The following is a 7,420-nucleotide window of genomic DNA, read 5'->3' on the forward strand; positions in this document are numbered from 1 at the left end:
GTGTATTATTTTGTTTTATGTTTCGTTAATTAATGTTCCTCAAAGTCGGGAGACTTTGCGGAGCGGGAACTTTAAGTAAGGACTAATAAGTCTCAGGATTATTTATATAACCTAATCTCTTCACATAAAAGTCATATAAAAATGTCCCTTTATTTTTTGCCATCACTCTTTTAATAAGATAGTATGGGTTTACAAGTGTTCCTATTGGTGTTTTAATACAAGGCAAATTAAAATCTACACTATTTTCATCTTCCAATTCAATGTGCCATATGCTATTTGGTAAATTCCTCATAAACACTTCTGAATAATAAGATATTATAGCATCTATAGTTGACTTGTTTTCAGGTTTACCTAATGTTTCTCTTGTGTAATTTTCAAGTATATACTTTTCTATTACCTTTAAAGATTCAGGACTATAATCTAGAACGTCAACCAACTTTTTAGGAGCATTTAAAGTCCAATTGTTTACACGGTCTTCAATAAAAGTAGTCCACTCTATAAAATTTTCTTTTTTAATATTTCGTTCTGTTTCTTTCATTTTTTAAGGTAATAATGTGACTGTAATACCCAGAGCTTCTAAATCGGTTCTTAATGGAGCACTTGGCTCACATCCTTTAAATATCCATTCAATATCATCTAACAAATCATCTTGTAATAATTTTCCATCTAGGACATATTCTCTTTTTATATCAGGCGAACGATATACTTTACCACTAGAATATTCCTTAAATTCAATTCCTTTAAAGGCATCTTCATCAACTATATCTAAACGTCTAGTGAAAGATTGAACTCCATCAGGTGTGTTAATTGATATGTTAGTATATGATTTTTCCTTAACTACATTTCCTGTAAGCGTAGAAAAATAATCGTTAACCCCATTGTTAGCAAAATTAGCCTTATCAATATTTCCATCATATTTATTACTCCAAGTATTAAAATCAGCATCAGGATTACCTTTTTTGTGGTTAGCCCATCTTTGTGCTTTATGGTCAGGTGTCCAAGCATCAAATTTACTTGGTGGTAAATTTTTAAATCCATCATGTAGAGCATCTAAATTACTTTCTGGAATTTTCATACCTACCCATTTCTGAGGACTTTTAGCATTTCCAAAACTGCTTATTAATTTCGGTTTTTCCATTCCTGTAGCTGAAATGAAATCATTTAATTTTTCAAGGTTAGCTGTATTTCTTCTTACGGATTCTGAACCAGTTGAAACAATTTCCCACGCATCAATCAATTGTGGTTTAGCATCAATTGCACTTTTTAAAGTTGTATTGGCTAAATCTCCATCAAGTTTAGTAAGTATTACATTATCCCAATTCTTAGCAGTCAAGAAAGTTTTAGCGTCAGTTGGTAAATTTTTAAGATGAGTAAAGCTTGAAAATAAATCACTCCCTGCATTACCCAAAACTTGAACCCACTTCCCTTTTTCTAATTTCCATTTTTCGACAATTTCAATTTGTTTAGAAATATCATCTAATTTATTGGGTAACTTTACTTGAATAGATTCTCCTTGTTTACCAAACCAAGGAATTGCCTCTCTATACTCTAGACTTGACGTATATGTGCTTTTAAATTTAAATTTGAAATAAAAGTAGTCTCCGCTATTTTCAATTATATTAATATAATTTTCTTTTAGAGCTCTTGAAGGAAGTGTATAACTAAAATCACTAGGACAAACACTGCCGTAACTACCATCAATATTTATGTTTGTTTGAAATCTATCAAAGAAATCACCTGCTTTTGGGGGATCTTTTTTTATTATTCCCCAAATACCATCGCACGGTGGGTAATCAATTTTTGGCTCTAATCCATATTTTACAAATACACTTTGAATGTCTGCTTCATGACCGACACCTTTTTTCCAAGCTTCAAAAACTTCAGGAGCAAATTTTGTTGGATTACTAGCCTTTTTTATTTGATGACGGGTTTTAAAATAAAAATCATCAAATGAGATATTCCTAATGTTTAAACTGCATACTTTTTGATATAACGCAATATCCTCAAGGCTTGTAACATTTCTATCTTTCCATTTTTTCCAAACATCTATAAACTCCTCGTTTGCAACAAATTTTTCTAAATCTATTTTGCTGAAGTTTTTATAGGTACTAGCAAATTCTACTATTTCTGCATCGTTTAATTTGCTAATTAATGTGGTTCCTAAACCTTCGATATTATTACTTACTAAATTCTTATAAAATTTTAAAACGCCAACATCCGTTCGTATTGCCTCACTTGAGTACGTAAGCTTTTGAAGCACATACAGCCCGTCTGGATCATTTTTAATAAAATTTTTAAACTCTGGACTTACCTTAGCATCTGCTATGTGAATTCTTAATTTATCAAAACAAGATTCTCCATAAGTTGAATTAACTAATGTTAAAAGAAGTATGGTTCTAAATATGTAATTCTTCATTTTTATTATTTTATTTTTTCCAAACGCCATAAATAAACATGTATTCTGGAGCTTTAGTTCCTTCTAAAGAATAGATAACAATTAAATGGTCATCTTCTGAAATTTCAAAGCCATGATAATGCCCTTTTACTGTCAATGAATGTAAATATTCATCTTTTATAAGATTCATATTAAAAATATTAGACATTATCTTTAGTTGTTCTAAATTGAAATATCTGTTTTGCGAATCATGTAAAGATTTACTGTTTTTAATTAATTCTATTTTATCCAAACCTACTTGAACAAATGATTTACTGAAAACATCATATTCTCCTGACAAACTACCTTGAAAAGTATCTTCCACCTTAAAAGTTTTTTCTCCATCGAAATAAGTATAGCTTTTTATTTTTTCCATTTTACTCTTTAATTAGTTTTTTTCCACACGCCATAAATAAACATATATTCTGGGGCTTTCGTACCTTCTAAAGAATAGATAACAATTAAAGTCTCATTTTCTACAATCTTAAAGCCATGATAATGTCCTTTAACTTTTAAATAATATTTTGAATTTTCCTGAACCATATTCATTTCAAAAACAATGGATAAATTCTTTAATTCTTCTTCATTAAAATATAAATTCTTAAAATCGGAAAGAGTTCTACTGTTTTTAATTAATTCTATTTTATCCAAACCTACTTGAACGAATGATTTATTGAAAACATCGTATTCTCCTGACAAACTACCTTGGAAAGTATCTTTTACCTCAAAAGTTTTTTCTCCATCGAAATAAGTATAGCTTTTTATTTTTTTTCCATTTTATTCAAAATTTAAATACTGTTTTGTGGCCTCTGTTCCGTAAAGTTTGCTGACTTTGAAGTCCTTATAATTCCAAAGCATTCATGTTTAAAATTCGTTATGTTTTGAATGGATGACTTCTTTAAAACAAACATTCTTTTTATTACGCTTGCGTTAATAAAATGTGCGTTTATTGATCTCTTATGATGTAGACTTCTTTCAAATTCTATGTTTTTTTGTAGGTTTTCGTGGTTAATTATATTCCGAATTTAGAGACTTTGCAGAATGACATGGCTTTAGTCGGGAAGTTTTTCGTTTTCAAAAATATGTAAGGTGTTGTTTAAATCAAGAACATACAATTTATTTTTATCCCAAATAACATTATTTTTATCTGTAGATATTGGCGCAGATAAACTGATAAAACCGAATAAAGAGAAATTATTTTTGTTTAGCATTACAACGGTATTGTCCAATCCATAAAGAATGATGACATCTTCATAAGTCCAAAATCCATTTAAAGAATAAAAGCTTTGCACTTCAGCCTCATCACTTTCAGAAAATATTTTTGATCTTAATGCTAGTCCTGTTTTAGCGTCAATTTCAAGTAATGAAAGCCCATCATGTTTGTATATTTTATCATTATTTAATGAATAAAAACCGGATCTTCCATTATAGTCTTGAATCCATTTTTTATCTCCTGTATTAATGTCTAAACACAATAATTGCCCTCCTTGTAATGGTACATAAAGTGAATCTTCAAATCCCATTAAAGCCCCATCAATTTCGTTAGGAATAATCTGTTCGCTATTTAGAGTTCTATTTTTTCCATATTTACTTATGTCATTTTTCCATAAATTAGAAGTGCCAAATGCATCAATTGTTTTTCTTTTAGCACGTAAAAAAATATTTTGAAAACAATAATCAGGAAATTCTAACATAAGTTTTTTATTTAGGAAAACATCAAGTAAGAAAAAATGCTTTACTTCATCTTTTTTTAAAGATAATTTTAGGAAATTTTCTATATTTTGATTAAACGCATAAAAATTATATCCTTTAGGCAAAATTTGTTGATTCTTAATAAAGTCAAAATAAAATATTTCACTAGAATTTTTTAATTGATAAACAAAGCCATCAATGAAAGGACTACAGTAACGTAATTGAATTTGTAATATACATTTTGGGATTTCATTGTGCAATATATAACATCCCTCTGCTAATTCTGACTCACGGCTCATTGTGAAAACAAACCTCTTATTTGTTTCAAATATTTCTTTGACTTCTATTATTGAATTAATTTTTTTCATTCTATATTTTTAATAAAAATTTGATTAAACCAATTATCATTTTTCATCAATAATTGTACTAATTCACTTTTATCTTCTATTTTTTCATCAAAATATTTTTCAAATTTCTGTAGTATATTTTTATTTTCAAACCATTTTTGTTTACTCCATGCATCTACAACTTTTTTTATTGCAGCTTCTTGATTTACGCCATCCACCAAACCAGGGCTTAGAAATACTTTATAATCTTCCATTTTAGAAAGAGTCATAAGAGAATTACCACTTTGAGTCATGAAAATAGCTTGATCCAGACTTTGCAAGATGGCATGGCTTTAGTTGGGAAGTTTTTCATTTTCAAAAATATGTAAGGTGTTGCTTAAATCAAGAACATACAATTTATTTTTATCCCAAGTAACATTGTTTTTATCGGTAGATATTGGTGCAGGTAAACTGATAAAACCGAATAAAGAGAAATTATGCTTGTTTAGCATTACAACGGTATTGTCTAATCCATAAAGAATTATTACATCTTCATAAGTCCAAAATCCATTTAAAGAATAAAAGCTTTGCACTTCAGCCTCATCACTTTCAGAAAATATTTTTGATCTTAACGCTAGTCCTGTTTTAGCGTCAATTTCAAGTAATGAAAGCCCATCATGTTTGTATATTTTATCATTATTTAATGAATAAAAACCGGATCTTCCATTATAGTCTTTAATCCATTTTTTCTGTCCTGTATTAATGTCTAAACACAATAATTGCCCTCCTTGTAATGGTACATAAAGTGAATCTTCAAATCCCATTAAATCACCATCGAGGTCGTTAGGAATAATTTCATCGTTAAAGTTCTTATGTATTCCAAATTCTGAAAAATCTATTAGCCAACTAGGCTGTGGTGAAACCTTTTCTAGTGTATTATATATTTTAAAGAAGAATAAATTATTAATATAATAATTAAATCGAAAACTCAATGTTGATTCTTCGAATTGTAAATCATCAAAAATAAACCAATAACTTTTTGTAATTCTGTTTCTAATTATTAACTTATTATCTGTCTTTATGGAGAAATACAAATTAAAGCCTTCATCAATTGTTTTTATAAATTTTCCTTTTTCCGTGAGTATTATTATCTTTCCAAATTCTTCAAACTGCAAAAAGACATAATTCTTTAATACTTTAACTTTACACGCATCACTTTCTGATAAAATAAAATAGTTGTAATTTTGATTATTAGATTGAAAACTATTAGATCCTATAATTAATAATTCAGGTATTATTTTATATGCGACTACATTTGAAATTGAATTAACTGTTCTCATTTAGATATGTTATTAATAAATATTTCATCAAATTCAGATATTCCTCAACTGCAAATTTAGTAAAATCAAAACCTTTTGATTCTCCATACTGTTTAAACTTATCCAAAATCTTAGGTTCCTTAAACCAACTTTGTTTACTCCATGCATCTACAACTTTTTTATTGCAGCTTCTTGATTTACGCCATCCACCAAACCAGGGCTTAGAAATACTTTATAATCTTCAATTTTAGAAAGAGTCATAAGAGAATTACCACTTTGAGTCATGAAATTGGATTCATCAAGACCTTTAAAAAAATTTACCCCTGCTTTAGTTTCTACCTCTAGTTTTCTGACTCCAATAACAATATGAATATCTGATACACTATTTCCTATTCCAAATGCTATCGCGGTTAATTTGCGTCAAAGGCGAGTCACTTACGGTACATAGAAATTTATATATTTTCCATCAATTTCACGCATTCCGTGTTTCTGAAAAATTTTATAGATGTTTTCGTCAAAATTATTTCTTCTCATTTTCTTGATTATTATTATCAATCCTTCGCTTGTCTTGTTTTATTATGCCTCAAAGTCGGGAGACTTTGCGGAGCGGGGGAGGCTAAAAACATAAGCCCAAATAGGTTTTTTTCATGATTTGTTTTCTTTTTTAAGTTGTTTTATCTTTTTTGTTACAATTCGTTCTGATACCCAAACTAGAATAATTGGAAGAAAAACAAACAAGATGCTATTTCTATTTACTTTTTTATACTTTTTCTTATTAAATGATTTTTCTTTCAATTTTCTATGTTCTACACTTCGTATTCCTGTAGCACTCCAAACCAAAAGGGTGTCCCCAATACTTTCTTTTATATAACTATCTTCATCATTTCTTTTATAGAAATCCAATGAAAGACTTTTGTCTTCTCCATTAATATATCCATGAGCAAAAGCTGTGTATCCAGATTTTTTTGTGAATGTTTTTATAGTATCAATTACTAAAATTTTTGGCTCAAGCCTATCAGCATATCGCAATAACTTTTGATACGCATAAAACTTGATACCATACCAAAACATAAAAAGGACAGACACTACTTGAAATATGATCATTACAACCTGTATTCGTACTAATTTTTTATATTTCATGCTTATATTTTTATTCTCCCTTCATCAATATTAATTCTACTAAAAATATACCATTCATAACTTTGGTTAAAAACCTCATATCCTGAAACTTTAATTTCTGCACTAACACCTCCTACTAATGGATTAAAATAGACTTCGTATGCAAGTTCATCAGAATCATTCGTATTAATTTTCAAATCACCTTCAAATACAATACAAGATTTACCATAAGCTTTTACCTCAAAAACTACCAAATCAACTCCTGGTAAAATTTCAACTTTAGCCTGCTCCGCAAAGTCTCCCGACTTTGAGGTCATTATTATTCCTAAAACAGTCATTCAAAAAATTCATTTTCAATATTGATTATACTTTGTAATGGATGACGCATTTAGCACATCCATTACTGGATTATCTACTATTTCTATATCATTAAGCCTTGGTTGTTTACATAATTACTTGCACTAGAATATATGTAATGTGATGCTTTCTCAACAATTCCAGCTCTTACTGGGTTTAAATGAATGTAATCC

General features: G+C 28.8%; 9 protein-coding genes. All 9 read right to left on the reverse strand.

Features of this window, described 5'->3' with window-relative positions; translation table 11 throughout:
* Positions 1–82 precede the first annotated feature (82 nt).
* The 9 genes from BZARG_RS15285 to BZARG_RS09895 all read right to left on the reverse strand — a co-directional run bounded on the left by BZARG_RS15285 (position 83) and on the right by BZARG_RS09895 (position 7,228).
* The gene (locus BZARG_RS15285; RefSeq protein WP_008637881.1) at positions 83–538 is read right to left on the reverse strand and encodes a hypothetical protein; all 456 of its coding nucleotides are present in this window, start codon (positions 536–538) and stop codon (positions 83–85) included.
* 3 nt (positions 539–541) lie between these two features.
* Complete coding sequence (locus BZARG_RS09860) at positions 542–2,446, reverse strand: hypothetical protein (protein WP_040288426.1); 1,905 nt, start codon at positions 2,444–2,446, stop codon at positions 542–544.
* Positions 2,427–2,810 carry a hypothetical protein gene (locus BZARG_RS09865; RefSeq protein ID WP_040288427.1) on the reverse strand — a complete coding sequence of 128 codons (384 nt, stop codon included), beginning with the start codon at positions 2,808–2,810 and terminating at the stop codon, positions 2,427–2,429. Before BZARG_RS09865 ends, BZARG_RS09860 begins: the two co-directional genes overlap by 20 nt.
* Positions 2,811–2,818: 8 nt before the next feature.
* On the reverse strand, positions 2,819–3,133 hold the full coding sequence (locus BZARG_RS09870) for a hypothetical protein (protein ID WP_008637890.1): 315 nt from the start codon (positions 3,131–3,133) through the stop codon (positions 2,819–2,821).
* Positions 3,134–3,486: 353 nt separating this feature from the next.
* Entirely contained in the window at positions 3,487–4,494 is a 1,008-nt protein-coding gene (locus BZARG_RS15880; RefSeq protein ID WP_008637876.1) for a PQQ-like beta-propeller repeat protein, read from the reverse strand.
* Positions 4,491–4,793, reverse strand: a complete 303-nt coding sequence (locus BZARG_RS09880; RefSeq protein WP_040288430.1) for a hypothetical protein — start codon at positions 4,791–4,793, stop codon at positions 4,491–4,493. Before BZARG_RS09880 ends, BZARG_RS15880 begins: the two co-directional genes overlap by 4 nt.
* Positions 4,794–4,805: 12 nt before the next feature.
* The gene (locus BZARG_RS15885) at positions 4,806–5,792 is read right to left on the reverse strand and encodes a hypothetical protein (protein ID WP_008637878.1); all 987 of its coding nucleotides are present in this window, start codon (positions 5,790–5,792) and stop codon (positions 4,806–4,808) included.
* 624 nt (positions 5,793–6,416) lie between these two features.
* On the reverse strand, positions 6,417–6,911 hold the full coding sequence (locus tag BZARG_RS09890) for a hypothetical protein (protein WP_008637888.1): 495 nt from the start codon (positions 6,909–6,911) through the stop codon (positions 6,417–6,419).
* A 2-nt stretch (positions 6,912–6,913) separates the two neighbouring features.
* Positions 6,914–7,228 carry a hypothetical protein gene (locus BZARG_RS09895; protein WP_008637887.1) on the reverse strand — a complete coding sequence of 105 codons (315 nt, stop codon included), beginning with the start codon at positions 7,226–7,228 and terminating at the stop codon, positions 6,914–6,916.
* Between the last annotated feature and the right edge of the window lie 192 nt (positions 7,229–7,420).

Origin of the sequence: Bizionia argentinensis JUB59, assembly GCF_000224335.1 — a bacterium.
Classification (GTDB): domain Bacteria; phylum Bacteroidota; class Bacteroidia; order Flavobacteriales; family Flavobacteriaceae; genus Algorimicrobium; species Algorimicrobium argentinense.